Here is a 24,551-nt window from a genome sequence, read left to right as displayed (position 1 = left end):
CATGACGACCGGCGCACCGTACCCGTACGAGCCCCCACCGCAGCGGCCCCGCACCGGGCCGACGGCCGACGGCACCCCGCCGCCCCGGCGCCGGCGGAGCCTGCTGCCGCTGGGCCTGGTGGCCTTCGCGGTCCTGGAGATCTGGCTGCTGACCCTGCTCGCCGACGCCACGAGCGGGCTGGTGGTGCTCTCCGTCCTCGTCGCGGGGGCCGTGCTGGGCGCCGCGGCCGTCAAACGCGCGGGGCGCCGGGCCTGGCAGGGCCTGGTCGAGACCGTCGAGAGCCTCCAGCCGGACGCCGGGGCACGCCCCCGCGAGGCGTCCGTCGACCGGCCGCGCGGCGGCAACGGACTGGCCATGCTCGGCGGGCTGCTGCTGATGCTGCCCGGCCTGATCTCCGACGCGGCGGGGCTGTTGTGTCTCTTCCCGCCGACGGCCGGACTGCTGCGCCGGACTCTGGAGGGCCGGCTGGGCCGTACCGCGGGCCCCGGTGCCGGACCCGGCCCGCTCGGTGACACCCTCCGGCAGGCCCGTGACGCCGAGCGGCAGTTCCGCATCCACCGGCCCGACGGCAAGGTCGTCCAGGGCGAGGTCATCCGCGAGGACGACGGCGGCCGGGGAGACGACGGCGGCGGGCGGGCCGGTACCCGATAGCGGGCACCGCCGGGGGAGCGCCCTGGCCGGACACGCGTCCGCCCGTCCGCGGAGGCGGTCCGTCGACCGGCAACGCACGAGGGCCCGGCCACCCTTCCGGTGGCCGGGCCCTCGTGACCGCTCTCCCGCGCCGTCGTGCGGCGCCCGCCGTCAGGCGGACTTCCGCTTGCTGTCCCGCGGGTGCACGGCGATGTTCATGGTGCCGGAGCGCAGGACGGCCAGCCGCTCGGCCAGCACCTCCTCCAGCTCCTCGCGGGTGCGCCGCTCCATGAGCATGTCCCAGTGCGTACGCGCGGGCTTGCTCTTCTTCTCCTCGGGCCCCTCGCCGTTCACCAGGAGCGCCTGGGCGCCGCAGACCTTGCACTCCCACTCCGGCGGAACCTCGGCCTCGACCGAGAACGGCATCTCGAACCGATGACCGTTCTGGCATGCGTACTCCACGGCCTGGCGCGGAGCCAGGTCGATACCGCGGTCGGTCTCGTAGCTGGTCACCACGAGTCGCGTGCCGCGAAGAGCTCGCTCACTCATGAATCGTGCCTCCCGGGCTTGTCGCCCACAGGACAGGTGTCGCTGTCGTCGTCATCCGGTCAACGTCCGGTCGGCGGTGAAGATTCCCGATCCGGGACATGCGTCGCCCGTCGTGCCGCTGCCTCGTCGAATATGCGGTACCCGCCGCTGCCTGCTTTGTCACATCCGCCAAGGGGCGCAACATGACGTTCTCTTGTCCTTTTCGTGCAGTAACGGCCCATCCGGCGAGCCGAACGCGTACACTACCCGTCCTTCGCCCGATGGCTAAATCCGATCCGGTGCGGTGGCGCCCACCGCCGCCATCGCCCTTCCCACCGGTACCCGCCACAGCAGAACGAAACCCAGCAGGAAGAAGATCACCAGCGAGACGATCGCGTCCCGGTAGCTCCCGGTGAGCTGGTAGGTCAGCCCGAACACCAGCGGCCCCAGCCAGCTCGTCCCGCGGTCGCTCACCTCGTACAGGGAGAAGTACTCCGCCTCCTTGCCGGGCGGCACCAACTGCGCGAACAGCGACCGCGACAGCGCCTGGGTGCCGCCCAGCACCAGTCCGATCGCCGCGGCCAGTGCGAAGAACCACACCGGAGCCCCGGCGGGAAGCACGTATCCGGCCGCAACGGTCGCCGTCCAGGCCACCAGCGAGCCCAGGATCGTGCGCTTGGCACCGTGGCGCGCGGCCAGCCGCCCCAGCAGCAGCGCCCCGGCGATCGCCAGGACCTGCACCAGCAGGATCGCGCCGATCAGCGAGGTCTGGTCCATGCCCAGCTCCTTCGAGCCGTACACCGAGGCCTGGGTGATCACCGTCTGCACACCGTCGTTGTAGAGCAGATAGGCCAGCAGGAAGAGCAGGGTCAGCGGGTACCGCCGCAGATCGCGCAGGGTGGCGGCCAGTTGCCGCCCGCCACCCCGGAAGGACCACACCGCTCCGGCCGTCCCACCCGCCGCGCCGTGCGCCGTGCCCGGCCGCTCGCGCAGCCGCCGCAGCGGGACGATCGCGAAGACCGCCCACCACAACCCGGCCGAGGCCAGGCAGATCCGCACCGCCGTGCCCTCCGTCACCCCCAGCGACTCGTGGCCCAGGAACAGCGCCAGATCGGCCGCCAGCACCAGCGCCCCCGCCGCGTAGCCGAAGGCCCAGCCCCGGGAGGAGACCGCGTCCCGCTCCTCGGGGGAGGCGATCTGCGGCAGGAACGAGTGGTAGACCACCACGGCCGTGGCGTAGGAGACGTTCGCCACCACCAGCAGCGCCCCGCCCAGCAGATAGCGGTCGCCGTCCAGGAAGAACATGCCCGTGGTGGCCGCCGCCCCCAGGTAGGCGAACACGCCCATGATCGGTTTCTTGCGGCCCGACCGGTCCGCGACCGCCCCGGCCAGCGGCATCACCAGCACCGACAGCAGCACCGACAGGGAGACGGCGTAGGCGAAGTACGACCCGGCCCGCACCGGTATGCCCAGCGGGTGCACATAGCCGTCGGGGCCCGCGGCGGCCTCGGCGACCTCGGTCAGGTAGGGGCCGAGGAAGACGGTGAGCACACTGGTGGAGAAGACCGAGATCGCCCAGTCGTAGAAGTACCAGCCGCGCTGCTCGCGGCGGCGTTCGGCGGCGTCCGCGAGAGGGCCGGTGCCCCCGTCCTCCCCGGTCCCCGCCACGGTCTCGGTGCCCACCCGCGCCCCCTCGGTGTCCCTCGCACGGGCGGGCGGGAGGGGCCTGGGTCTGAGGGCGGGCACCGGCGCGGCCGCCGACCGCCCTCAGGCCCAGGCCCCCCGCTCGGCCAGCACCGTGCGCAGTGTCTCGATGTGATCGGTCATGATGCCATCCACCCCCAGTTCCAGCAGTGCCCGCATCCGGTCCGGGTCGTTGACCGTCCACACGTGCACCTGCAGGCCCCTGGCGTGGGCATGGCGCACGAACGCCCGGTCCACCACCGGTATCCCGCCGTGCCGCACCGGGACCTGGGCGCACAGCGCACCGCGGCGCACCGCGCCGGGCAGGCGGTACGAGCGCAGCCGCAGGCCGAGCACCCCGCGGGTGCCCAGGGAGGTGGCCAGCCGCGGTCCGGCCAGCGCCCGGGCCCGCGCCACCCGCGGCTCGGAGAAGGCGCCCACGCACACCCGGTCCCAGGCGTCCGAGCCGTCCAGCACCTCCAGCAGCGGGGCCAGCGCGGTGTCCGTCTTGACGTCGATGTTCCAGCGGGCGCGGGGGAAGGCGCGCAGCAGGTCGGCAAAGAGCGGCACCGGCTCGCTGCCGCCCACCCGGGCCCGGCGCACCTCCGACCACGGCAGCGCGGTGATCGGGCCGCTGCCGTCCGTCACCCGGTCCAGGGTGGCGTCGTGGAAGGCGACCAGACGACCGTCCGCCGTGCGGTGCACGTCGGTCTCCAGGTAGCGGTAGCCCAGTGCCACCGCCCGGGCGAAGGCGGCATGGGTGTTCTCCAGGCCGGCCGCCCCCTCGGCGGCCCCGCCCCGGTGGGCGAAGGCCAGCGGGGCCGGATGGTCGAGGAAGGGGTGGGCGGGGCGTGGACGGGGCGGGACGGAAGTGGTCACGGACGCAGTATCGCCTGCCCGTCGCGGCCCTCCCCGGGGCAGTCCGGCGTACCGGCACCGGCGGCCGGTCCGGCGCCGGGGGATCCGGGGGGTTCGGGGGACTCCTCCGGCAAAGGGGCCTCGGGCGCGGGAACTGCGAAGAGGCGCAGGAAGAGCTGCGCCAGCGGCCCGATGGCCAGGGCGTAGACCACCGTGCCCGCGCCCGCCGTGCCGCCCAGCAGGAAACCGGTGACCAGCATCACCACCTCGATGCCCGTCCGCACCAGCCGGACCGACCGCCCGGTGACCCGGTGCAGCCCGGTCATCAGGCCGTCGCGCGGCCCCGGCCCGAAGCGCGCCGCGATGTACAGGCCGGTGGCCGCCCCGTTCAGCACGACCGCGACGACCAGCAGCGGCACCCGCACCGCCATGGCGCGCGGTTCCGGCAGCAGGGCGAGGGCGCCGTCCATGGCGAGCCCGACCACGAACACGTTGGCGACGGTGCCCGGTCCCGGCCGCTCCCGCAGGGGTATCCACAGCAGCAGCACCGCCGCGCCCGTGATGATCACCACGGTGCCGATCGACAGCCCGGTGCGCTCCGCCACGCCCTGATGGAAGACGTCCCACGGACCGAGACCGAGTCCGGCCCGGACCATCAGGGCCAGGCTCACGCCGTAGAGCACCAGCCCGAAGGAGAGCCGGAGCACACGGCGGACCAGACGGCCGGAGGAGCCTCCGGGTGAACCTGTGAAGACGGACAACGATCCTTCCTTTCTGGCGCGGTGGACCGGTGCGTGCCACCCTGTGGCCCGTGAGTGGCTCGTGGCCACGGCCAATTCGAAGAAGGTGGACCTGACAAATGACTCAGTGGACTTCGGTGGTGGGGGCGCAGCAGCTCGCCAGGCTCCTGGCCTCCCAGCGCACCGCCGGGCACGTCGCCACTCCCGGTCCCGCGTCCGCTCCCGGCCCGAGCGGCCGCCGGCTGCCCGCCTACCGGGCGCTGGCCGATGGCGTGCGCCTGCTGGTGCTGGAGGGCCGTGTCCCCGTCGCCGCCCGGCTGCCCGCCGAACGCGAGCTGGCCGCCGCGCTCGCCGTCAGCCGCACCACCGTGGCCGCCGCCTACGAGGTGCTGCGCGCCGACGGGTTCCTCGCCTCCCGGCGCGGAGCGGGCAGCTGGACGGCGCTGCCGGCCGGGAATCCCCTGCCGTCGGGCGGTCTGGAGCCGCTGCCGCCCGAGGCCGCCGGGACGGTGATAGACCTGGGCTGGGCGGCCCTGCCCGCCCCCGAGCCCTGGGTCACCCGGGCCTTCCAGGGCGCGCTGGCCGAGCTGCCCCCCTACGCCCACACCCACGGCGACTACCCGGCGGGACTGCCCGTGCTGCGCCGGGCCGTGGCCGACCGCTACACCGCCCGCGGTGTGGCGACCATGCCCGAGCAGATCATGATCACCACCGGGGCGATGGGCGCGGTGGCCGCCCTGCGCGGCCTGTTCGCCCCGCGCGGCGAACGCGTCGCCGTCGAGCACCCCTCGTACGCCAACGTCCTGCAGTTGCTGCGCGAGGCGGGCGCCCGGCTGGTCCCGGTGGCGATGGGCGAGGGGCTGTCCGGCTGGGACCTGCCCGCCTGGCGCCGGGTGCTGCGCGACGCCGCGCCCCGGATGGCCTACGTCATCGCCGACTACCACAACCCCACGGGTGCCCAGGCGGACGAGGAGCAGCGCCGGGAGCTGGTCGCCGCGGCCCGCGCCGCGGGCACCGTGCTGGTGGCGGACGAGACCATGTCCGGTCTCGACCTCGATCCGTTGCCCGGCGGCCGGGCGCCTCGCCCGGTCGCGGCGTTCGACCCCGGCGGCTCGGCCGTCGTCACCGTCGGCTCGGCCAGCAAGTCCATCTGGGCCGGACTGCGCATCGGCTGGGTCCGCGCGGCTCCCGAGACCATCCGCAGTCTGGTCGCCGCCCGCGCGTACGGCGATCTGGGCAGCCCCGTGCTGGAGCAGCTCGCCGTGGCCTGGATGCTGGCGGACGGCGGCCCGGAGGCGGGTGTGGCGGGCGGCACGGGCGGCACCGCGGGCGGTGGGGGGAACGGCTGGGACCGGGCCCTGGCCGTCCGCCGCGAGCGGGCCCGGGAGAACCGCGACTCGCTCGTCGCGGCGCTGCGGCGGGAGCTGCCCGACTGGGAGTTCACCGTTCCGCACGGCGGCCTCACCCTGTGGGTGCGCACCGGCGGGCTGTCCGGTTCGCGGATCGCCGAGGCGGGGGAGCGGGTGGGCGTACGGGTGCCCTCCGGGCCGCGCTTCGGGGTGGACGGTGCCTTCGAGGGGTATGTGCGGCTGCCGTTCACCGTCTCCGGTCCGGTCGCCGACGAGGCCGCGGTGCGGCTGGCCGCCGCCGCGCGGCTGGTCGCCGCCGGCCGGAGCGCCGGGGCCGACGCCCCGCGCACCTTCGTGGCCTGAGGTCGGGACGGGAGCCGCCCGGGGTCCCGGGCGCCGGGCACCGGGAGGCGGCGCACCGGGTCCGGTCGCGCCCCGGCGGCACCGCGGCGGCCGGGGCCGCCGGGGCGCGACCCCCTGGTCTTCGGCCGGGAGACGCCCCGTGCCGCGCCGGTCGGGGGCTGCCCGGTGGCGGGGTGTTCCGGCGGCCGGGGTCTCGCCGCCGGGGGCGGGGAACACGCTCGTGCGGTGGCCGGAAGCCGCATGCGGTCGTCCTGGCCGGGCTTCCGGCCGGTGCGCGAGGTGGGGATGCCTCTGGGGATGCCTCCCTCCCGGCCGAGGGCCGGCCGGGGCAAGCCCCGGCCGGCGCGGCGAGTCGGTACAGCTAGAAGCTGAGCCCGCCGATGAAGTCGGCGAGGGTCGCGCCGCCCGCCCGGATGCCGGGGGCGATCGTCGATCCCGCGAGGTAGAAACCGAACAGCGCGCACACCACGGCGTGGGAGACCTTGAGGTTGTCCTTGCGGAAGAACAGGAAGACGATCACCCCGAGCAGCAGGACACCGGAGATCGACAGCACCATGGGGACTCCTGTGTGACGAGAGGGGTTGTCACCGCGTGTGCCTCAAGCTTCACAGAGTGTCCAGTAAGCGGAAAGCGGCAAGGGGGTGATTCTTCGTATCTTCGACGACTTCTCAGGAGAGGCCGGACGTCTCTCCCCGGGGGGTGCCGGCCGACGGGCACCGTCCATGAATCGGTAGGTTCGAGCCGACAGGTCGAGGTGCCGGACCACCTCGACCGGACCGCCGCGAGGAGCCCGCCCATGCCCCACCAGCACGCGCTGCTGTACGTCACCGATCTCGCCTACGAGGCCAGGGGCCGCCGCTACGGTGACGAGGACATCGGCCTCACCGCCCGGCTCCGCGCGGACTTCCACATCGCGTTGTGCCATCCGCGCGACGCGGTGGCCCTGATGGACGGCTTCGACGCGGTCGTGGTGCGCAACAGCGGTCCCGTCCTGCACCACCGGGAGGCCTGGGACGCCTTCCGCACCCGGGCCCTGGAGCGCGGCACCCGGGTCTTCAACGAGCTGACGGGGCGGGGCGACATGGCGGGCAAGCGGTACCTGGCCGAGCTGAGCGCGGCGGGGGAGGCCGTCATCCCGACCGTGGACCGCCGCGAGGACCTCGACCGCCTCCCGCCGGCCGCCGAGTACGTCGTCAAGCCGGAGTTCGGCGCGGACTCCATCGGAATGCGGGTCGTCCCCGCGGACCGGCTGGCGGAGCTCGCCCTCGACCTCGACGGCGGTCTGCTGGTCCAGCCGAGGATCGACTTCCGCCACGAGGTCTCGTTCCACTTCGTCGACCGGGATTTCCAGTACGCCCTGTACGCCCCCGACCCCGGCCGGCGCTGGGAGCTGGAGCCGTACCGCGCCACGGCGGCCGATCTCGCCTTCGCCCGGCGGTTCGTGGCGTGGAACGCCATCGGGCACGGCATCCAGCGGGTGGACGCCTGCCGCACCGCCGACGGGGAACTGCTGCTGGTGGAGCTGGAGGACCTCAATCCCTATCTGTCGCTGGACCGGGTGGACGCCGGCACGCGGGAGGCGTTCGCCGCCGCGCTGACCGCGTCGCTGCGCGCGCTCCTGGCCTGAGGGCGCCGCCGCCCGGCCGTGTGCGGCCGGGCGGCGGCTGAGGTGTCCCGGTGCCTCAGGGCAGCGGCGGCCAGGCGTTGGCCAGCAGCATGCGGAAGTAGGCCGGGAACCACTCGCCGGCGGGCGGCGCGCCGGGCACGGCGCCGGACGGTGTGGAGCTGCCGCGCGGCGGTCTCCCGTACGCGGGGTCGCACATCGGCTGGTGCGGCCGGACGTCGACGGGGCTCGGCTCGCCCGTGCCGTCGGAGATCCCCGGGTTCTTGATCCAGGCGTAGGCGTCGATGCCGGGCTCGGGGGCGGCGGCGGGGCGCTCGCCCAGGCCGGCGCCGTCCTGGTTGCACCAGTTGCCCAGGGAGATCCGGCGGTCGAGGCGGCTGCCGTCGACGTAGTCGTCGACGCTGCCGTTCCTCGGGCCGGGGCCGGCGGGCCGGCCGGGACCGCCCCAGCCGTTGCGGGAGGTGTCGACCACCACGCCCAGGTCCCGGCCGAAGCCGAGACGGACCAGCTCGTCGCGGAAGGCGAGCGCGTAGGGCACCTCGTCGACGTGGGGATTCCAGTCGACCCAGCGGCTCTGGCGCACGTGCACTCCGTTGACGGTGTCGTCGGCGCCGAAGTGCTCCTCGTGCAGCACCGAGTAGTCCGCCACGTTGGTGGTGACGCCGCGCACCAGGTCCACGGCGTCCGCGCGCGCCGCGGTCTCGTACAGCAGCCGGGCGGCCGCGTCGCGGTTCTCCTCCCAGCCCAGCAGTCCGTGATGACTGATGTCCAGGTAGGGGTGGACGTTCGGCAGGGCGCCCAGCTCGGCCAGGGCGTAGCCCACCCCCTGAACGTAGGCGCCGTTCTCCTTGACCGTCTCGCAGGTGAAGGTGGCGTTCCAGGCGCTGCCGGTGTTGGTGATCAGCCGGGGCAGCGAGTTGGGCTCGACGACGGCGGCGATCCGCAGGTCCGCGTAGTCGGGGTCGGCGAGGATGCCGGCTGTGGGATCGACGAACTCCCTCTTGTAGCGGTCGAGTTCGGCGGGGCCCAACTCGCCGCTGGGATTCTCCCGCTCGCAGTCGCGGCCGGGCAGGTCGTACAGGACGAGCTGGACGAGACCGGCGTTCTGCGCGAGGGCGGCGTCGAGATGGTCGCGCAGGCCCATGGCGTCGCCCCTGCCCCCGATGTCGGCGATCTCGTCGAGCCAGACCGCGGTGGGCTGACCGGCGACGGCCTCGCCGCCCGGTTCGGCGGCGGCACGGGCGGACCACTCGGGGTTCACATAGCCCCGGGCGCCGGCGTACGGATTGCCGGCTTCCCCGGTGGGTGCGGCGGCACCGGCCGGTGCCGCCGCACCCAGGGCCAGGACGGAGGTCAGGACGGCGGCCAGTACGGCGGTCGGCGAGCGGGGCGTGACGCGGGCCGGGGCGGCCGGTGTCCGGCGGGCCGTACGCCGCCGGGGGAGCGGGGGTAACGGAGGCTGTGGCATGCTCGCGGCTCCTCACATGAGTGACCGGGCGGGGAAATGGCTCTGGGGGCGCTCCCGCGAAAGTAGCCGTGAATCAGCCCGGGGTGAAGCGGCACAGCCGCCCGCCGGGGCGGCGTTCTTCGGAGGACGGACATGACGGACACGTGGCGCGGCGACGTACGGCCGCCCGGGATCGACGCCGGCGAGCGGGAGACCCTGCTGGCCTTTCTCGACTACCTGCGGGAGGCCGTCGCCGCCAAGGCGACCGGAGTGCCCGGGGAGGCGGCCCGTGCTCCGGGCGTGCCCTCCGGCACCAGTCTCCTGGGCCTGGTGAAGCATCTGACGGCGGTCGAGCACAACTGGTTCGGCTGGGCGTTCGCGGGCGAGGGGGACGAACCGCTGGACGACGAGGTACCGCCCGCGCCCGGCGAGACGGCGGACGGGCTGCTGGCCGCCTACCGGGCGGCGGCTGACCGCTCGAACCGGATCGTCGCGGCCTGCGACCGGCTGGACCGCCCGGGAGCCCGGTCGCTGCGCGAGACCCCGGCGCCGACGCTGCGCTGGATCCTGGTGCACATGATCGAGGAGACCGCCCGGCACGCGGGACACGCCGACATCCTGCGCGAGCGGATCGACGGCTCGACAGGACGGTAGCGGGCAGCGGAAGAAACGCGGAAAGGAAACCCGGAGAATTCGGGAGAAGTCGCCGACGGTACTTGATGACCGTTTCCGTCGTTCGCTATATTCGCCAGTTCACGCAATTCCTGAGAATGTGCACAATCTGGCGCACAAAGCTAATTCTAGTGAATGGGGATCCGCTGTGTCAAGGCGGGAAATCGAGGTGGAACAGCGTCGTCTCAGCCTTCTGTACCGTCGGCTGGACGAACTCCGGGCCCAGGAGGAGGAACGGTTCGCGCAGGCGCTCGCCCAGGTCGGCAGGGGTCAACAGGCCCTGCTGGAGCGGGAGGCCGCCGCCGCGCGCTCCCAGGAGCTGCTCGGCCGCCTGAACGCCGCGGAGCACGGCCTGTGCTTCGGGCGCCTCGACATGTGCGACGGTGTGCGCCGCTACATCGGACGCATCGGAATCCTCGACGGGGCGGCCGGGAAAACGGCCGACGCCGACCTGGAACCACTGCTGGTCGACTGGCGGGCACCCGCCGCACGGCCTTTCTACACCGCCACCGGATTCTCCCCGGAGGGTGTGCGGCGGCGCAGGCACATCCGTAGCGGCGGCCGACGGGTGACCGGGCTCCAGGACGAGCTGCTCGGCCCGGACGCGGCCGGCGGCGCCGGGGCGCCGGGATCGGCGGAACCGACAGGGCTGACGGGTGAGGCCGCGCTGCTGGCCGCCCTGGACGCCGACCGGACCGGCCGGATGGGCGACATCGTGCGGACCATCCAGGCCGAACAGGACCGGGTCATCCGCGCCCCGCACGCCGGTGTGCTGGTCGTGCAGGGCGGCCCCGGCACCGGGAAGACCGCTGTGGCCCTGCACCGGGCCGCCTATCTGCTCTACACCCACCGGGAGCGGCTGGCCAGGAGCGTGGTGCTGGTGGTCGGCCCCAGTCCGGTCTTCCTGCGGTACGTCGGCGAGGTGCTGCCCTCCCTGGGCGAGACCAGCGTCCTGCCGGCGACCGTCGGCGAGCTGTACCCCGGGATCACCGCGGACGGCACCGAGCCGCCCGGGACCGCCGAGGTCAAGGGCCGGGCGGTCATGGCGGAGGTGGTGGCCGCCGCCGTGCGCGACCGGCAGCGGATCCCGGAGGACGGGCTGGAGGCCGACTGGGACGGCCGACCCGTCCGGCTCGGCCCCGGGGACCTGGCGGCCGCCCGGGACCGCGCCCGTGCCACGGGCCTGCCGCACAACCGGGCCCGCCCGGTGTTCGTCCGGCTCGTCCTGGACGCCCTCGCCCGGCGGGCCGCCGAGCTGGTCGAGCAGGACGTGCTCAACGGGGTGCCCCCCGAGGTGACGAGGCTGCTGGAGGAGCTGGAGGCCCGGGAGAACCCCTTCGGCGAGCCGCTCGCCGAGGCGTCCGGCGGACTGCTCGGCGCGGACGGCGTCGAGGACATCCGCCGGGAGCTGCGGGCCGACCCCGGGGTGCGCGCGGCGGTCGACGCGCTGTGGCCGCGCCTCACCCCACCGCGGTTGCTGGCCGAGCTGTACGCCTCGCCCGGGCGGCTGGCGTCCGCCGCCCCCGGCCTCACCCCCGCCGAGCGCGCACTGCTGCTGCGCGCGCCCGGAAGCCGGTGGACCCCGTCGGACGTCCCCCTGCTGGACGAGGCGGCCGAACTGCTGGGGGAGGACGACCGGGCGTCCCGCGCCGAGGCCGAGGCCGAGCGCCGCATGCGTACCGCCCTCGCACAGGAGGCGCTGGACATCGCCCACGGTTCCCGCTCCACCGACCTGGAGGAGGGCGAGGAGGCGGAGATCCTCACCGTCCACGACCTGCTGGACGCCGAGCGGCTGGCCGAGCGCCAGGACGAGGCGGACGGCCGCACCCCCGCCGAGCGCGCGGCGGCCGACCGCACCTGGGCCTTCGGGCACATCGTGGTGGACGAGGCGCAGGAGCTGTCCGCGATGGACTGGCGGCTGCTGGCGCGGCGCTGCCCGAGCCGGTCGATGACCCTGGTCGGGGACATCGACCAGACCGGGGCCGCGGCCGGAGCCGCCTCCTGGGAGGAGGCGCTCGCCCCGTGGCTGGGGAACCGGTGGCGGCTGGAGCGGCTGGAGGTCAACTACCGGACCCCCGCCGAGATCGCGGAGATCGCCGCCGAGGTGTCCGCCGCCCACGGCGCGGTGTTCGAGGCGCCGCGCCCGGTGCGGTCCACCGGGACCCGGCCGTGGCGGCTGCGTGTGCCGCCCGGCGAGCTGCCCGCCGTGCTGGCCGCCCTGGTGGCGGAGGAGGCCGCCGCGGTGGGGGAGGGGCGGCTGGGGGTGATCGTGCCCACCGCGCGGCTGGCCCGGCTGGGGCGGGCGGTCGCGTCGGCCGTCCCGGGGGCGGAGACCGGTCCGGACGTACGGCTGGAGAGCACGGTGGCGGTGCTCGAAGTCCCCGCGGCGAAGGGGCTGGAGTTCGACTCGGTCCTGGTCGTCGAGCCGGAACGGATCCTGGCCGACTCGCCGCGCGGCCCGGGCGACCTCTACGTCGCCCTCACCCGCGCCACCCGGCGGCTGGGCGTGGTGCACACCGGTGAGCTGCCGGCACCGCTCGCCCGGCTGCGTCCCCGGGAGTGACAGCTGCCCGGCCCGCTCAGGTGTCCGTCCGCGCGGCGCCCCGGCCGCGCACCTCCAGCCCGTCCAGCAGCCGCCGGGTCGCCTCGGCGACCGCGTCGACGGCCTCCTCGAACGCGGCACGGTTGTGGGCGGCGGGGGCGCGGAAGCCCGACACCTTGCGGACGTACTGCAGGGCCGCCGCCCTGATGTCCTCGTCGGTCGTCTCGGGGGCCATGGGCGGTCGGAGCGTCCGGATGCTGCGGCACATGCCCCCAGTCTGCCGCGATCCGGCCGGGCGCGGGACGCAAATCCCTGGTGCGCCGCGGGCTGCCGCCGTACGCTGCCGGTATGGCCCGACGACATTGATCCGCGTCCCGCTCCCGTCGAGATCCCGCGCGCACGGCACTGGCGCGCAGGGTGTACACGCACGCCTTCCTGGACGAGTTCGTCCCGCTGTACCCGCTCTACGCGGTGCTGTTCGCCGACACCGGGCTGTCCGGTGCGGAGATCTCCTCGCTGTTCGTCATCTGGTCGGTGACCTCGTTCGCCCTCGAGGTGCCCTCGGGCGTGTGGGCGGACGTCTTCTCCCGCCGGCGGCTGGTGGCGCTGTCCTCCCTGCCGACCGCCGCAGGTTTCGCCCTGTGGACGGTGCTGCCCTGCTACCCGTCGTTCGCCGCGGGCTTCGTGCTCTGGGGCACCGGCACCGCGCTGGCCTCGGGCGCCCTGGAGGCGCTCGTCCACGAGGAGCTGACGCACCGCGGCGCGGCCGGTGACTACGCCCGGCTGATGGGCCGCGCGCAGGCGCTGCGCACCACGGCGGTGACGCTGGCCACCGCGCTGGCCGCGCCCGTACTGGCGGTGGGCGGCTACGGGGCGCTGGGAGCCGCGAGCGTGGCCGTGTGCCTGCTGACCGCCGCCGCCGGGTGGGCGCTGCCGGAGTCCCGCGGCCCCCGGCGGGAGCACGGCGCGGGCTCCGGGAAAGCCGGGCAGGGCGGGGAGGAGGACGGTGAACAGGGGGACGGCGGGTCGTTCCGCGCCGTGCTGCGCGCCGGGCTGGCCGAGGTGCGGCGGGAGCCCGTCGTACGGCGCCGGCTGCTCCTGGCGGCGGTGCTGACGGGCACCACGGCGCTGGACGAGTACGTGCCGCTGCTCGCCGCCGCCACCGGCGTGGACGGGACCGCCGTGCCCCTGCTGGTGCTGCTGGTAGGGGCCGGTACCGCGGTGGGCGGCTGGTGCGCCGGGTACGGTGCCCGGCGTCTCGCACCCGTGCTGGCCGCCGGCGCGCTCTGCCTGGCCGCCGGGGCGGCCGGCGGCCACCCGGCGGGGATGGCGGCCGTCGCCGCCGGGTTCGGTGTCTTCCAGTGGGCCATGGTCACGGCCGACGCCCGGCTCCAGGAGAGCGTCCGGGACCGGGCCAGGGCCACGGTCACCTCGATCGCCGGCTTCGGTTCGGAGGTGGTGGCGGTGCTGGTCTTCGCCGGTTACGCCCTGGGCTCGGCGCGGCTGGCGCCGGGGCCGCTGCTGGCGCTGGCCGCCGTACCGTATCTGGTCGTCGCCCTGGCTCTGGCGGCGGCTCCGGCCCTGGCGGCGGAGCGGCGCCGGAAGCGGCGCCCGGTGCGGCGGCGCGGCGGGAGGGGAGCGGACCGCCGTGCGCGGTGAGGGGAGCGTGCCCGTCCGGGACCGGGGGTACCCGGGTGCACGGAAGTCACCGTCCCCCCCGGCGTCCCCCGTCCCGACAGGAGTGGCCGTGCAAGCGCTGACCGTGGTCCCGGAGCGGAAGAAATCGCTGCGTCTCGACACCCTCCCCGACCCCGTGCCGGGAGAGGGGGAACTGCTGGTGGACGGTCTGGCCGTCGGGATCTGCGGCACCGACCGGGAGATCGTGGAGGGCCTGTACGGGACCCCGCGGGAGGGGCGGGAGAGGCTGGTCATCGGCCACGAGTCGCTGGGCCGGGTGCGTCAGGCGCCGCCCGGGAGCGGCCTCGTACCGGGCGACCTGGTGGTCGGGGTCGTCCGCCGGCCCGACCCGGTGCCGTGCGGAGCGTGTGCCCACGGCTGGTTCGACATGTGCCGCAACGGGCGCTTCACCGAGCGGGGGATCAAGGGACTGGACGGCTACGCCGCGACCTCCTGGACGGTCGAGGCCGACTACGCCGTGCGGCTGGATCCGTCCCTGGAGCATGTCGGAGTGCTGCTGGAGCCCGCCACCGTGGTGGCCAAGGCATGGGACCAGATCGAGCGGATCGGCGCGCGCTCCTGGTTCGCCCCCCACTCCGTACTGGTCACGGGGGCGGGGCCGATCGGTCTGCTCGCCGCCCTGCTCGCCCGGCAGCGCGGTCTGGAGGTCCATGTGCTGGACCGGGTCGAGTCGGGCGTCAAGCCCGAACTGGTGCGGCGGCTGGGCGCCGAGTACCACCGCGCGGACGTGGAGGAGGTGATGGCGCGGGTGCGTCCGGACCTGGTGATCGAGGCCACCGGCGCCGCGCCGGTCGTCTTCGGCGCCATGGCGGGCATGGGCCCCTACGGGGTGCTGTGCCTGACCGGGCTCTCGCCGGCCGGGCGCACCCTGGAGGTGGACGCCGGGTACATCAACCGCGACCTGGTGCTGGACAACTCCGTGGTGGTGGGGACGGTCAACGCCAATCTCCGGCACTACGCCGCCGCGGCCACCGCCCTGGCCGGGGCGGACCGCGGCTGGCTGGACGCGCTGATCACCCGCCGGGTGCCGCTGGAGTCCTGGGAGGAGGCCTTCGAGCGGCACCCGGACGACGTCAAGACGGTCGTCGAGCTGAGGCCCGCGGGCTGACAGCGGCGGACCGCCCAGCGCCGGAGCGGCGCTGGGCCGGGCCCTGCTCCGAGGAGAGGTTCTGCGCGGTGTCGACCAGCGGGATGTGGGAGAGGGCCTGGGGGAAGTTGCCGATCAGCCGGCGGTGGCCGGTGTCGTACTCCTCCGAGAGCAGCCCCAGGTCGTTGCGTACCGCCAGCAGCCGTTCGAACAGTTCCCTGCCCTCCTGGCGGCGGCCCTGCAGGATGTAGTTGTCGGCCAGCCAGAAGGTGCAGGGCAGAAAGACGCCCTCGCCCGTGGGCAGGCCGTCCACGGCGGCGGTCTGCGGCCCCATCGTGTAGCGCTGGACGAAGCCCTCCTCCAGCAGTTCCCGCTCGACGGCGGCCACGGTGCCCTTCATCCGCGGGTCGTCCGCGGGCAGGAAGCCCACGGACGGGATGAGCAGCAGCGACGCGTCCAGCGTCGTGGAGCCGTAGTACTGGGTGAAGGTCTCGCGCTCGGTGTCGTAGCCGTACGCGCACACGTCCCGGTGGATCTCGTGCCGCAGCCGCCGCCACCGGTCGGCCGGACCGTCGAGGCCGAACTCCTCCACCGCCCGGACCGCCCGGTCGGCGGCGACCCACGCCATGACCTTGGAGTGGGTGAAGTCGCGGCGGGGGCCGCGCATCTCCCAGATGCCGTTGTCGGGATCGCGCCAGTGGGACTCCAGGAAGTCCATCAGCACCTGCTGCACCCGCCAGGCGTCCTGGTCCGGCGGTATGCCCCGAACCCTGGCCTGGTGCAGGGCGTCCATGAGCTCGCCGTGGACGTCGAGCTGGAGCTGGCCGGAGGCGGCGTTGCCGATGCGCACCGGACGGGAGTGCTCGTAGCCGGGCAGCCAGTCCAGTTCGGCCTCGGTCAGCAGGCGCTCCCCCTCGATGCCGTAGAGGATGTGCATGCGGCGGGGGTCCCCGGCCAGCGCGCGCAGCAGCCACTCGCGCCAGGCGACCGCCTCCCGCTCGTATCCGGCGTCCAGCAGTGTCAGCAGGGTGAAGGTGGCGTCGCGCAGCCAGCAGTAGCGGTAGTCCCAGTTGCGCACCCCGCCCAGTTGCTCGGGCAGCGAGGTGGTGGGGGCGGCGACGATGCCGCCGCTGGGGGAGTAGCTCAGGGCCTTGAGGGTCACCAGTGACCGCACCACCGCGTCGCGGTACTCGCCGGTGTAGGTGCAGCGGTCGGCCCACGTCTGCCACCACCGCTCGGTGTCCCCCGCGGTGCCGACCGCCTCCGCCGTGTCGAAGGGGCCGGGCTCCTCGTCCCGCGGCCCCCTCCAGGCCATCCGGAAGCCCACCCGGTCGCCCGCGCGGACGGAGAAGTCGGCGGTGCACTCGCCGTCCCGGACGGTGAGGTCCGTGTCGGAGTCGATGACGAGTACGTCCGGCCCGGCGTAGGCGCGCACTCTGCGTCCCTCGGGGCGCAGCCAGGGCGGGGTGAGACCGTAGTCGAAGCGCGGCCGCAGCCGGGAGTGGAACCGGACCCGTCCCTGAAGTCCCTCGACGATGCGTATCACGGTGGGCTGCCCGTTGCCGCCGGGCCCGTCGGTGGGGGTGTGGACGGGCATGCAGTCGATCACGCGGGCCCTGCCCTCGGCGCCCGCGTACTCGGTCTCCAGCACCAGGCTGTCGCCCCGGTAGCGGCGCGCCAGCGGCCGGGCCCGGTCATTGGGGGCGAGCAGCCACCGGCCGTGCTCGGGACGGCCCAGCAGCGCCGCGAAGCAGGCGTCGGAGTCGAACCGGGGCACGCACAGCCAGTCGATCGAACCGTCGTAGCCGACCAGCGCCGCGGTGTGCGTGTCGCCGAGCAGGGCGTAGTCCTCGAGCCGGAGCGGCACGGACATCTCCTTCCGGACCGGGGTGGGTCCCTCGACACGTGGGTGCGGACGCGACCGGTACGGGTCGATCCGTACCGGTCATCGCCGGGGAGTACCCTCCCGGGCCCGGCGTTACACGGTGAATCCGGCGGCGGACCGGCGGAGGAGGCGTCTCACTTTTCCTTGTCCGCTTCCACTGCTTCACCAGCGAGACGGGTCATTTGGAATATGTCCTTTTTGTGGTTTTCGTGAAGTCTTCGGGGTTACCCGCGCCGTGCAACCGAGAGGAACCGCCAGCTAGGAGATCTCCATGATCACCAAGGAGCAGATACCCCAGGTGCTGGACCATCAGGTGTACGACGCCGAGGGGAAGAAGATCGGGGAGACCGGGCACATCTTCCTCGACGACGTCACGGGCGAGCCGGAGTGGGCCAGTGTCCGCACCGGGATGTTCGGCACCAGCGAGACCTTCGTGCCGATCCACGACGCCGCGATGGTGGAGGACCACCTGGAGGTTCCGTACACGAAGGACCAGGTCAAGGGCGCCCCCCATGTGGACGTGGACCAGGGCGGCCACCTGTCCGAGCAGGAGGAGCGGAGGCTGTACCAGTACTACGGCGTCGACTGGGGGGCCCAGGGCCAGGAGACGGAGCGTACCGGGGCGGCCGGGACGGCCGGGACGGCCAAGAGGGTCGGCAAGCCCGGCAGGACCGGGGCGACCGGCGGACGGGACGACGCGATGACGCGCTCCGAGGAGGAGATGCGCGTCGGTGTCGAGCGCCGGGAGGCCGGCCGGGCACGGCTGCGCAAGTACGTGGTCACCGAGGACGTCCAGCAGACGGTCCCCGTGCGGCGCGAGGAGGTCCGCGTCGAGCGCGAGCCCATCACCGACGAGAACGCCGACCGGGCCATGAGCGGTCAGGAGATCACCGAGGCCGAGCACGAGGTGACCCTGCACGAGGAGCGTCCGGTGGCCGAGACCGAGGTCCGTCCGGTCGAGCGGGTGCGGCTGTCCACCGAGGAGCGCACCGAGGAGGAGACCGTCGGGGGGCAGGTGCGCAAGGAACGCATCGAGGAGACGACCGAGAGCGAGGACGACAAGCGGCGCCGCCGCTGAGCTGCCGGTTCGCGGGTCCGTCCGGGGAGAGTCCGCTCGCCGGGCGGACCTCGCCGTAGGCCCGGCCGGGCACCCCGTGGCGTGTCCGGCCGGACACGCCCGGCGGGACAGAAGAGATGTTATGCGAATGCTGTGCGAAAGGAAGGGTACTTCGGTCGTTGTAAGGCGTTAGTCATATACGGCGCAAACCTACCGAAGTAGACGCAGCGACAGGAGGCACCGGTGAGTGAATCTCCGAACCTGAGCAACGGTCCCGCCCGGCAGACGGGGCAGACCGCGAAGCAGGAGACCCGGGCCACGGCCGACCGGGCGAAGGAAGCGGCCGGCACCGTGGCCGGCAGTGCCAGGGAACAGGCCGGGCATGTGACGGGCGAGGCGCGCCACCAGGTCGCCGGCATGGCCGGCCAGCTGAAGGAGCGCGCGACGCGGGAGGCCGACTCACAGACCAGGAGGACGGCCGACACCATACGCCAGTGGGCCGACGACCTGTCCGGCATGGCGGAGAACACCCGGTCCGACTCCCCGGTGCGGAGCCTGGTCTCCCAGGCCGCCGACGGCGGCCGCCGTGCGGCGGACCTGCTGGAGGACCGGGGCGCGGGCGGTCTGGTCGAAGGGCTGGAGTCGTTCGCCCGCCGCCGCCCGGGCGCCTTCCTGGCCGGTGCGGCGGTGGCCGGTTTCGCCGTCGGCCGGCTGGCCAAGGCGGGCAAGAACGTCCAGCAGGGTTCGGACGGCGCCGGCCGGGAGCACACGGCGGGCCGGAGCGAGTACACCCGGGACGGGTACCCGTCGGCTCCGGGTGAGCCGGTCACCACGGGTGGCGGAGACGTCCGGCCGATGCCGGGCTACGGCGAGCCCGGTTACGGGTCCGCCGGCGCCTACGGCACCGGCACCTACGGCGCGGACGCGCCGCGCAGGCCGGAGGTGGGCTGAGATGGCGCACGTCACCCAGCGGCCGGAGCGTACGGACGACGACCGCTCGATCGGTGAGCTGCTGTCCGCGGTCACCTCCGACGCCCAGAAGCTGTTCCGGCAGGAAATAGAGCTGGCCAAGGCCGAGATCCGCGAGGAGGCCACCAAGGCGGGCAAGGCCGCCGGAATGTTCGGCGGCGCCGGGTTCGCCGGATACATGACGGCTCTGTTCGCCTCGCTGGCGATCGTCTTCGCCCTGGCCAACGTCATGGACTGGGGCTGGGCGGCCCTCATCGTCACCGCCCTGTGGGCAGCGGCGGCCGTCGTGCTGTACGTGATGGGCCGTTCCCGGATGCGGGAGGTCTCCAAGCCCGAACGCACGGTCGAAACTCTCAAGGAGGATGCCAAGTGGGCACGTCACCCGACGAGCTGAGGGCTCAGATCGACACGACCCGGCAGGAGCTGACCGAGGACGTGAGCCGGCTCGCCGACCATGCCAATCCCCGTAACGCGGTGCGCCGCCGCGGGGAGCGGGCGCGCAACAGGATGACCGTAGTTCGGGAGCGAGTGATGGGCAGCACCTCCGAGACCGCGCAGCACACCACGGACAGCGCGCGGCAGACCGCGGAACGGGCGCGTGAGGGCGCCGGGCAGGCCGGCGAGGCCGTGAAGTCCGCGCCCCAGCACGCGGCCCGCAAGACCCAGGGCAACCCGCTGGCCGCCGGTGTCGTGGCCTTCGGCGCCGGGCTGCTGGCCGCCTCGATGGGGCGCAGCTCGCGGGCCGAGGAGCAGGCCGTGGAGCAGCTGGCCGAGAAGGCCGGGCCGGTCAAGGAAGCGGCGATGGAGTCGGTGGAGCACCTGAAGCAGGACGCCACCCAGTCCGCGCAGCAGGCGGCCCAGCAGGTCAAGGAGACCGCCACGGACGCCGCCCGCACCACCGCGGAGGAGGCCCGCGGGCAGGCCGGTGAGGTCAAGGGCCAGGCACAGCAGTCCGGGCAGAGCGTCGCGGGGGAGGCCCGCGAGCAGCGTCCCGGTGCGACGGGCCGGTAGCCGGCACGACGACGATCGTTGCGACCGCGGACGCCCTCCCCCGGGCGTCCGCGCGGCGGCGCGGGGGAGATCCGCCCGCCGACCGTCGGCCGCCCTCACCGGACGGCCGCCCCAGTCACCGACGAGGTACACGATGTCCGAACACGAAAACCGGCGGTACGAGCGGGGGGAGTCCGGCGGGGGCCCGCAGAAGCCGGCCGACCTGCCGAAGAAGTCCTGGAAGGACGTGCTGAAACGCACGGGCGCCGAGTTCAAGGGCGACAACCTCATGGACTGGGCGGCCGCCCTCACCTACTACGCGGTGCTGTCCATCTTCCCCGCGCTGCTGGCCCTGGTGTCGATCCTGGGGGTGATCGGCAGGTCCGCGATCCAGCCCCTGATCGACAACATCAGCACCCTGGCCCCCGGCGCCGCGCGCGACATCCTGCTGAGCATGCTGAGGCAACTCCAGAACAACCAGGGCGCCGCCGGGCTCGCGCTGATCATCGGTATCGCCCTGGCGGTCTGGTCGGCCTCCGGCTACGTGGCCGCCTTCATGCGGGCCTCCAACGCCGTCTACGACATCGAGGAGGGCCGCCCGATCTGGATGACGCTGCCCCTGCGGGTGGGCATCACGCTGGCCCTGTTGGTCCTGCTGGCGGTGAGCTCGGTCGCGGTGGTCTTCACCGGCGGCCTGGCGCAGCGGGCCGGTGACGTCCTCGGCTTGGGCGACACGTTCCTGACGGTGTGGAGCATCGCCAAGTGGCCGGTGCTGGTCCTCCTGGTGGCCTTCATGATCGCGCTGCTGTACTGGGCCGCGCCCAACGTCAAGCGCCGCTTCCGCTGGATCAGCCCCGGAAGCCTGCTCGCCGTGCTGCTGTGGATGGTGGCGTCGGCCGGCTTCGCCCTCTACGTCGCCAACTTCGGCAACTACAACAAGACCTACGGCAGCCTGGCCGGCGTGATCATCTTCCTGATCTGGCTGTGGATCACGAACATCGTGATCCTGCTGGGCCAGGAGTTCAACGCCGAGATCGAGCGCGGGCGGGCGATCCGGGGGGGTCACCCGCCGGACGAGGAGCCCTACGTCGAACCACGCGACACCCGCAAGTTCTCCGAGGACAATCCCGAGGGGCGGGCGTAGCGGGCATCGCCCCGGGAGGGGGCCGTACGGCGGAATCAGCGTGATGTGCGGGGGTACGCGCCAGACAACCCCGGATTCGGGGCCGAACCGAGCAGAGGAGGTTCGCTGTGAAGGGTGAACGCGACAGGGACGAGTCCGCCGCGCCGCGACCGCGCCTGCGCACCGGCAGCGACCAGCCGATCGATCCGGAGGACCTGGTCAGGCTGTCCGGCCGCGAGCCCACCCCGGAGCGGGTGGAGCGGGCCAGGAAGGAACTGGAGGAGCGGGGCGCCGCCGCCGTCGAGAGGTACCTCCCCTAGTCCGGGCCCGTCCTCCTCCGCCGTGCGGGGAGTTCCCGGGGGATCGCGCGGTAGATTGTGCCGGTGGGCGTCACCCGGCCCCACGACGTCCGGGCGGCGCATGCGCTTGCGGTTTTCCCCGGGCGCATGGCATCTCCCCAGGAGCATGTACTCGTGACCACCGTCGCGCTCGGTCCCGGCTGGCTGGACCCGGACTACCTCATCCAGACCTTCGGTCTGATCGGCATCCTCTGCATCGTCTTCGCCGAGTCGGGGCTGTTCTTCGGCTTCTTCCTCCCCGGTGACTCGCTGCTGTTCACCGCGGGACTGCTGGTCGCCACCGACCAGTATCTGCACTACCCGCTGTGGCTGGTCTGCGCACTGGTGGTGGTGGCCGCCGTCCTCGGCGACCAGGTCGGCTACATGTTCGGCCGGAAGGTCGGGCCCGCGCTCTTCCGGCGCCCGGACTCCCGGCTGTTCAAGCAGGAGAACGTGGAGAAGGCCCACGAGTTCTTCGAGAAGCACGGCCCGAAGTCGCTGGTGCTGGCCCGTTTCGTGCCGATCGTGAGGACCTTCACGCCGATCGTCGCCGGTGTCAGCGGGATGCGCTACCGCTCCTTCCTCACCTTCAACATCCTCGGCGGTGTGCTGTGGGGCGCGGGGGTGACGCTGCTCGGAGCAGCGCTCGGGCAGGTGCGGTTCGTCCACGAGAACATCGAGCTCATCCTGGTCGGCATCGTGCTGCTCTCGGTGCTGCCGATCGTCTTCGAGTACCTGCGCGCCCGGAGCCGGCCCCGCGCCGGTGTGCTCCCCGCCGTAGAGGTTCCCGGCGCCGGGCCGGCACCGGATCCGGTGGTGGGCGCGGCCGGCGCGCCGGCTCCGGGGCGGTCACGGGCACGGGGCCGGCACGCCCGGCGCTGACCCCGGCCCGCCGCCGGGCCCGGCCGGTTTCCGGAGTCCGCGGGTCGCCTCCGCCGCCCGTCACGGAGAGTGACGTACGGCAGGGGGGAATGCTGCCGGTCCGGGCGGTCGGACGTGTGCCGCGCGGGCGCTACGGGTGCTCCCGGGTGTTTCGTCCATCGCTCTGATGTGCGGACGGTAATTCCGATATGCTCGTGTTTGCCCAGGGTGCCAACCGGACATCGTGTGTCCATTATGAAAACCTCACCCGGATGGGGGTGTGAGCCCTCCGAGTGGGGGTACGCGCCGTGCTGCACATGACAGGTCAAACGAGGAGGGCATATGCGTAGCCTGAGCCCAGAGGTTCAGCTGACGAGCGGTGACGTCTTGCCGGGCCAGGAGCAGGAGACGACCTCCCCTGATCTGCCGAGAATCGAGGACGCGGGGAAGGTCGCGCCGCGTGACGCGCGACAGCTGTCGAAGCTGTTCTTCGAGCGGCTGAGAGAGCTGGAGGAGGGCACGCACGAGTACCAGTACGCGCGCAACACCCTCATCGAACTCAATCTGACCCTGGTGAATTACGTCGCCTCCCGTTTCCGTCACCGTGCCGAGCCGATGGACGACATCGTGCAGGTCGGCACCATCGGACTGATCAAGGCGATCGACCGTTTCGACCTGTCCCGCGAGGTGGAGTTCACCTCGTTCGCCGTTCCCTACATCGTCGGTGAGATCAAGCGCTTCTTCCGGGACACCAGCTGGGCCGTGCGCGTTCCGCGCCGGCTGCAGGAGCTGCGCATCGAGCTCGCCCGGGCCAACGAGGAACTGGGCCGCCGGCTGGGCCGCTCCGCCACCACCGAAGAGCTGGCCGAGTTCATGGGCGTGACGGTGGAGGAGGTCATCGAGGGGCAGGTGGCCAGCAACGGCTATGTCGCGGGTTCCCTCGACCTGCCGGTGGGCGACGAGGGCAAGGACACCCCGCTGGCCGACCAGCTGGGGGACGTCGACCCCGCCCTGGAGAAGGTCGAGAACCTCCAGGCGCTCAAGCCGCTGATGGAGCAGCTGGACGAGCGGGACCGGCGCATCCTGCAGATGCGGTTCGGCGGGGACATGACCCAGTCGGAGATCGGAGCCGAGCTCGGCATCTCGCAGATGCACGTGTCCCGGCTGCTGAGCAGGGCGCTGGCACGGCTTCGGGAAGGCATGCTGACCCAGAAGTAGCAGTCGGCGGGGGGCGGCCGGCCGGGCCGTCACCCACCGTCCGCGCGGCGACGCGGAGCCACGGCCCGTGAGGCCGCGGCTCCGCGTCGCCGCGCCGTTCGTCCGTCCGGAACCGCTCCGCCGCAGGCATGACGGGCCGTCAGGAACACGTTAGGCGCTTCCTCCTCCGGGAACACGTCGCATACGCCCGCGATCGCGGGCGTATGCGACACGGGTGAGCGAAAGGAATGAAGACGACCATGGGACACGGTGGGGACATCATCCAGGAACTGACCACGGACCACCGGGAGGTCGAGGAGCTCTTCGGCAAGATCGAGGCCCTGCCCATGGGGGACGAGCGGCGCAAGGAGTACGCGGACGAGGCCGTCATCGAGCTGGTGCGGCACTCCATCGCCGAGGAGCAGTACCTGTACCCCGCGGTGCGGGAGTTCCTGCCGGACGGCGACGAGATCGCCGACAAGGAGCTCGAGGACCACGCCGGGGCGGAGCGGACCATGAAGGAGCTGGAGGGCCGTGACGCGGACGATCCCGAGTTCGACCGGCTCATCGGCGAGCTGATGCAGGAGATCCGCGAGCACATCCGGGACGAGGAGGACAACCTCTTCCCGCGGCTGCGCCAGGCGGCGACCGGGGAGCAGCTCGACAAGCTCGGCGACAAGGCCCGGATGGCCAAGAAGGCGGCTCCCACCCGTCCGCACCCCTCGGCCCCGGACACCCCTCCGGCCAACAAGATCCTCGGGCCGGGCGTGGGCATGGTCGACCGGGTCCGGGACGCCCTCACCGGCCGCACCAAGAAGTACTGAGCTCCCGCCGCGCCCGGCGGCGGTGTTGCGGACCGGGCAGCGGGTTGTGTGACGGAGCGGGGCCCCGGCGATCGGCCGGGGCCCC

The 24,551-nt window shown here is 73.4% G+C and carries 24 protein-coding genes; 16 read left to right on the top strand and 8 right to left on the bottom strand.

The genetic code is table 11. The annotated features are described in order from the left end of the window. Position 1: 1 nt before the first annotated feature. A complete protein-coding gene (fxsA, locus tag V1L54_RS05735) occupies positions 2-652 on the top strand; it encodes an FxsA family membrane protein (RefSeq protein ID WP_330116772.1) in 651 nt (216 codons plus the stop codon). 150 nt (positions 653-802) lie between these two features. Here fxsA and V1L54_RS05730 read toward each other — a convergent pair whose 3' ends face one another. From V1L54_RS05730 to yczE, 4 genes are all read right to left on the bottom strand, one after another. Further along, positions 803-1,180 (bottom strand): RNA polymerase-binding protein RbpA, encoded by a 378-nt coding sequence (locus V1L54_RS05730; RefSeq protein WP_100204398.1) that lies wholly within the window; start codon positions 1,178-1,180, stop codon positions 803-805. Between the two features lie 264 nt (positions 1,181-1,444). Further along, a complete protein-coding gene (locus V1L54_RS05725) occupies positions 1,445-2,842 on the bottom strand; it encodes an MFS transporter (protein ID WP_443076497.1) in 1,398 nt (465 codons plus the stop codon). An 84-nt stretch (positions 2,843-2,926) separates the two neighbouring features. Next, a complete protein-coding gene (locus V1L54_RS05720) occupies positions 2,927-3,721 on the bottom strand; it encodes a glycerophosphodiester phosphodiesterase family protein (RefSeq protein ID WP_330116771.1) in 795 nt (264 codons plus the stop codon). Next, a complete protein-coding gene (yczE, locus tag V1L54_RS05715) occupies positions 3,718-4,461 on the bottom strand; it encodes a membrane protein YczE (protein ID WP_330116770.1) in 744 nt (247 codons plus the stop codon). The genes V1L54_RS05720 and yczE overlap by 4 nt, the downstream gene beginning before the upstream one ends. A gap of 98 nt (positions 4,462-4,559) precedes the next feature. On the opposite strand from yczE, the gene V1L54_RS05710 reads away from it, so the two are divergent. Then, positions 4,560-6,152: an aminotransferase-like domain-containing protein gene (locus V1L54_RS05710; RefSeq protein ID WP_330116769.1), complete on the top strand. Its 1,593-nt coding sequence runs from the start codon at positions 4,560-4,562 to the stop codon at positions 6,150-6,152. 361 nt (positions 6,153-6,513) lie between these two features. On the opposite strand, the gene V1L54_RS05705 is transcribed toward V1L54_RS05710, so the two are convergent. After that, a complete protein-coding gene (locus tag V1L54_RS05705) occupies positions 6,514-6,708 on the bottom strand; it encodes a hypothetical protein (protein ID WP_330116768.1) in 195 nt (64 codons plus the stop codon). Between the two features lie 240 nt (positions 6,709-6,948). Here V1L54_RS05705 and V1L54_RS05700 point away from each other — a divergent pair, with 240 nt between their 5' ends. Beyond that, complete coding sequence (locus tag V1L54_RS05700) at positions 6,949-7,779, top strand: ATP-grasp domain-containing protein (RefSeq protein WP_330116767.1); 831 nt, start codon at positions 6,949-6,951, stop codon at positions 7,777-7,779. A gap of 55 nt (positions 7,780-7,834) precedes the next feature. Here V1L54_RS05700 and V1L54_RS05695 read toward each other — a convergent pair whose 3' ends face one another. Then, the gene (locus tag V1L54_RS05695; protein WP_330116766.1) at positions 7,835-9,244 is read right to left on the bottom strand and encodes a glycoside hydrolase family 6 protein; all 1,410 of its coding nucleotides are present in this window, start codon (positions 9,242-9,244) and stop codon (positions 7,835-7,837) included. 132 nt (positions 9,245-9,376) lie between these two features. Between V1L54_RS05695 and V1L54_RS05690 the strand changes: the two genes are divergently transcribed. Further along, positions 9,377-9,877: a DinB family protein gene (locus tag V1L54_RS05690; protein ID WP_330116765.1), complete on the top strand. Its 501-nt coding sequence runs from the start codon at positions 9,377-9,379 to the stop codon at positions 9,875-9,877. 187 nt (positions 9,878-10,064) lie between these two features. Then, the gene (locus tag V1L54_RS05685; RefSeq protein ID WP_330116764.1) at positions 10,065-12,458 is read left to right on the top strand and encodes an AAA family ATPase; all 2,394 of its coding nucleotides are present in this window, start codon (positions 10,065-10,067) and stop codon (positions 12,456-12,458) included. Positions 12,459-12,474: 16 nt separating this feature from the next. Here V1L54_RS05685 and V1L54_RS05680 read toward each other — a convergent pair whose 3' ends face one another. Next, positions 12,475-12,705 carry a DUF2277 domain-containing protein gene (locus V1L54_RS05680; RefSeq protein WP_330116763.1) on the bottom strand — a complete coding sequence of 77 codons (231 nt, stop codon included), beginning with the start codon at positions 12,703-12,705 and terminating at the stop codon, positions 12,475-12,477. A gap of 149 nt (positions 12,706-12,854) precedes the next feature. Here V1L54_RS05680 and V1L54_RS05675 point away from each other — a divergent pair, with 149 nt between their 5' ends. Both V1L54_RS05675 and V1L54_RS05670 read left to right on the top strand, forming a co-directional pair. Further along, entirely contained in the window at positions 12,855-14,096 is a 1,242-nt protein-coding gene (locus V1L54_RS05675) for an MFS transporter (protein ID WP_330116762.1), read from the top strand. An 88-nt stretch (positions 14,097-14,184) separates the two neighbouring features. Then, positions 14,185-15,243: a glucose 1-dehydrogenase gene (locus V1L54_RS05670; protein ID WP_330116761.1), complete on the top strand. Its 1,059-nt coding sequence runs from the start codon at positions 14,185-14,187 to the stop codon at positions 15,241-15,243. Here V1L54_RS05670 and V1L54_RS05665 read toward each other — a convergent pair. Continuing rightward, positions 15,209-17,095, bottom strand: a complete 1,887-nt coding sequence (locus tag V1L54_RS05665) for a glycoside hydrolase family 15 protein (RefSeq protein WP_330116760.1) — start codon at positions 17,093-17,095, stop codon at positions 15,209-15,211. The two genes, V1L54_RS05670 and V1L54_RS05665, sit on opposite strands and share 35 nt — an antisense overlap. 283 nt (positions 17,096-17,378) lie before the next feature. Between V1L54_RS05665 and V1L54_RS05660 the strand changes: the two genes are divergently transcribed. The 9 genes from V1L54_RS05660 (at position 17,379) to V1L54_RS05620 (ending at position 24,466) form a co-directional block, all read left to right on the top strand. Continuing rightward, complete coding sequence (locus V1L54_RS05660) at positions 17,379-18,185, top strand: PRC and DUF2382 domain-containing protein (protein WP_330116759.1); 807 nt, start codon at positions 17,379-17,381, stop codon at positions 18,183-18,185. 222 nt (positions 18,186-18,407) lie between these two features. Next, complete coding sequence (locus V1L54_RS05655) at positions 18,408-19,115, top strand: CsbD family protein (protein ID WP_330116758.1); 708 nt, start codon at positions 18,408-18,410, stop codon at positions 19,113-19,115. 1 nt (position 19,116) lies between these two features. After that, positions 19,117-19,527, top strand: coding sequence for a phage holin family protein (locus tag V1L54_RS05650; protein ID WP_330116757.1), 411 nt, complete (start codon positions 19,117-19,119; stop codon positions 19,525-19,527). Continuing rightward, positions 19,503-20,144, top strand: a complete 642-nt coding sequence (locus V1L54_RS05645) for a DUF3618 domain-containing protein (RefSeq protein ID WP_330116756.1) — start codon at positions 19,503-19,505, stop codon at positions 20,142-20,144. The genes V1L54_RS05650 and V1L54_RS05645 overlap by 25 nt, the downstream gene beginning before the upstream one ends. Before the next feature lie 133 nt (positions 20,145-20,277). Then, the gene (locus V1L54_RS05640) at positions 20,278-21,267 is read left to right on the top strand and encodes a YihY/virulence factor BrkB family protein (RefSeq protein ID WP_330116755.1); all 990 of its coding nucleotides are present in this window, start codon (positions 20,278-20,280) and stop codon (positions 21,265-21,267) included. A gap of 107 nt (positions 21,268-21,374) precedes the next feature. Further along, positions 21,375-21,566: a hypothetical protein gene (locus V1L54_RS05635; protein WP_330116754.1), complete on the top strand. Its 192-nt coding sequence runs from the start codon at positions 21,375-21,377 to the stop codon at positions 21,564-21,566. 153 nt (positions 21,567-21,719) lie between these two features. Next, the gene (locus tag V1L54_RS05630; protein ID WP_330116753.1) at positions 21,720-22,466 is read left to right on the top strand and encodes a DedA family protein; all 747 of its coding nucleotides are present in this window, start codon (positions 21,720-21,722) and stop codon (positions 22,464-22,466) included. A 321-nt stretch (positions 22,467-22,787) separates the two neighbouring features. Further along, complete coding sequence (locus tag V1L54_RS05625) at positions 22,788-23,663, top strand: RNA polymerase sigma factor SigF (RefSeq protein WP_330116752.1); 876 nt, start codon at positions 22,788-22,790, stop codon at positions 23,661-23,663. 239 nt (positions 23,664-23,902) lie between these two features. Then, positions 23,903-24,466, top strand: a complete 564-nt coding sequence (locus tag V1L54_RS05620) for a hemerythrin domain-containing protein (protein ID WP_330116751.1) — start codon at positions 23,903-23,905, stop codon at positions 24,464-24,466. Positions 24,467-24,551 lie beyond the last annotated feature (85 nt).

It is taken from the genome of Streptomyces rubellus (genome assembly GCF_036323805.1).
In the GTDB taxonomy this organism is placed as follows: Bacteria; Actinomycetota; Actinomycetes; order Streptomycetales; family Streptomycetaceae; genus Streptomyces.
The sequence above is the reverse complement of the archived record's forward strand: the minus strand, read 5'-3'. Positions and strand labels throughout refer to the sequence as shown.

Coding starts and splice junctions, on each gene's coding strand:
- fxsA (WP_330116772.1), top strand. CDS start 2: ATGACGACCGGCGCACCGTACCCGTACGAGCCCCCACCGCAGCGGCCC.
- V1L54_RS05730 (WP_100204398.1), bottom strand. CDS start 1,180: ATGAGTGAGCGAGCTCTTCGCGGCACGCGACTCGTGGTGACCAGCTAC.
- V1L54_RS05710 (WP_330116769.1), top strand. CDS start 4,560: ATGACTCAGTGGACTTCGGTGGTGGGGGCGCAGCAGCTCGCCAGGCTC.
- V1L54_RS05705 (WP_330116768.1), bottom strand. CDS start 6,708: ATGGTGCTGTCGATCTCCGGTGTCCTGCTGCTCGGGGTGATCGTCTTC.
- V1L54_RS05700 (WP_330116767.1), top strand. CDS start 6,949: ATGCCCCACCAGCACGCGCTGCTGTACGTCACCGATCTCGCCTACGAG.
- V1L54_RS05695 (WP_330116766.1), bottom strand. CDS start 9,244: ATGCCACAGCCTCCGTTACCCCCGCTCCCCCGGCGGCGTACGGCCCGC.
- V1L54_RS05690 (WP_330116765.1), top strand. CDS start 9,377: ATGACGGACACGTGGCGCGGCGACGTACGGCCGCCCGGGATCGACGCC.
- V1L54_RS05680 (WP_330116763.1), bottom strand. CDS start 12,705: ATGTGCCGCAGCATCCGGACGCTCCGACCGCCCATGGCCCCCGAGACG.
- V1L54_RS05665 (WP_330116760.1), bottom strand. CDS start 17,095: ATGTCCGTGCCGCTCCGGCTCGAGGACTACGCCCTGCTCGGCGACACG.
- V1L54_RS05660 (WP_330116759.1), top strand. CDS start 17,379: ATGATCACCAAGGAGCAGATACCCCAGGTGCTGGACCATCAGGTGTAC.
- V1L54_RS05650 (WP_330116757.1), top strand. CDS start 19,117: ATGGCGCACGTCACCCAGCGGCCGGAGCGTACGGACGACGACCGCTCG.
- V1L54_RS05640 (WP_330116755.1), top strand. CDS start 20,278: ATGTCCGAACACGAAAACCGGCGGTACGAGCGGGGGGAGTCCGGCGGG.
- V1L54_RS05625 (WP_330116752.1), top strand. CDS start 22,788: ATGCGTAGCCTGAGCCCAGAGGTTCAGCTGACGAGCGGTGACGTCTTG.
- V1L54_RS05620 (WP_330116751.1), top strand. CDS start 23,903: ATGGGACACGGTGGGGACATCATCCAGGAACTGACCACGGACCACCGG.